Below are 1515 nucleotides of genomic sequence, written 5' to 3' on the forward strand. Positions count from 1 at the left end.
TCCAAACGCACGGATCTGTATCTGCAAGGTGTCTATCAGTCAGTCAGCACGAGCCAGAACACCGCACTGGGGGTGGCGTTCATCAATGGATTGAGCGCGCCTTCATCGACCAGCAATCAGGTCGAAGTGACGGCGGGCATCCGTCATCGGTTCTAGGGCGAGCGCATGCACTGTCGCGACCTTCGGGTTCGCAGAGTGGGACGACACCCAGCGTACGCGTGCTTTGTGACAAAGCGGCGGGGCACGTCAAGCGGCTAGCGGTCTATGAGCAGCGAGGCAAGCGCAATAGGGAAAGCGGTGTTATTGGTGACGGCATTAACTAACGCTGTTCGCGCCGACCGCCAAGGGGTCACTTGTGGCCGCCCCGCTCCGGCGCGTCGCCTAGTGTCGATCGTGCTAACGGATGAGCGCGGCCCAAAAAGAGGCGCGTGGCTCAGCTTGTTTCGTATTACTTTGAACTCGCGCGGACACTAATCTCATAAGCCGTTGCAGACCATAGACCGCGTAAAGCGCTCGATGGGGACGGTAAGTGGGTCCGCCTCCGTTCGGTGGCGATGGTTGAAGCCATCGGCGAGACCGACGGCCGCGTTTCGCCGGAGCGGCGTTCACGTTATTGGCCGTCATAGTGCGACAAGTGTCGCACCATGACGGTCTTAGCAGACTCTGTGCGCCGATCTGACAATCGCCTGTCGAGGGGGCGACCGGCAAGCATCGTTGGATTCGACGTCCGATTGACCGATTGATCCGTATGCCGCGAATGCATTGAACCATTGCTTCCGAGAAGACCGGTCCCGCGATCTGCGACTCGGAATCTAGTGCGGCGAATTCACACGAACTTTGGCCTGGGAATTAAATTGGTATTGGCGTCAACGCCTATGCCATCAGAAGCGCCTCATACTCCTCTCGGAATTGGCTGACGGAACTCTCCACCACCGTCACCGCGCCGTCGATGAGACCGCAGCGACCGCTACCGGGAAGGATACGGCACAGGTTTTCCAACGCCTCCAGATCGGCGCGCACACCGCGACCGGTGTCGAGGCGATTGAGAAGTCGCATCAGCTGAAAAGTGCCGCCCTTGCAGGGTGGACACTGGCCGCACGAACCCTGGGCAAAGAAGCTCACGTACTCAGCGACCTTGCGAACGATGCTGGTGCCTTCCGACACGACGATCATCGCACCGGTCCCGAGACGCGAACGGCGCAGCCGCACCGAGTCGAAGTCCAGTGCAACATCGAGGTCGCGATTCGTCAGCAAGGTGTTCGAGGGACCACCCGTAAAGACCGCCTTGAACTCCTTGCCCTGAAGCATTCCGCCGCCATGCTGAAAGACGAGCGTCGCGAGGCTCGTGCCCATCGGAAGCTCGTACAGACCTGGATGCAAGACGTCGCCCGAGAGCGAGTAGAGCTTGGTTCCGGCTGCATTCCCTACGCCGAGCTCTCGATACCACTGCGCGCCGTGGCGCAAGATCCCCGGTACGTGTGCCAGTGTCTCGGCGTTGTTCACAATGGTCGGCGC

1 protein-coding gene is annotated in these 1515 nt (G+C 60.3%); it reads right to left on the bottom strand.

Translation table 11 applies throughout. From position 1 onward, the window contains the following. Positions 1 to 873: 873 nt before the first annotated feature. On the bottom strand, positions 874 to 1515 hold a 642-nt coding region (locus AWB67_RS37555; protein WP_200822423.1), incomplete at its 5' end, for an NADH-ubiquinone oxidoreductase-F iron-sulfur binding region domain-containing protein.

The sequence above is a fragment of the Caballeronia terrestris genome, from assembly GCF_001544515.1.
GTDB classification, from domain to species: domain Bacteria; phylum Pseudomonadota; class Gammaproteobacteria; order Burkholderiales; family Burkholderiaceae; genus Caballeronia; species Caballeronia terrestris.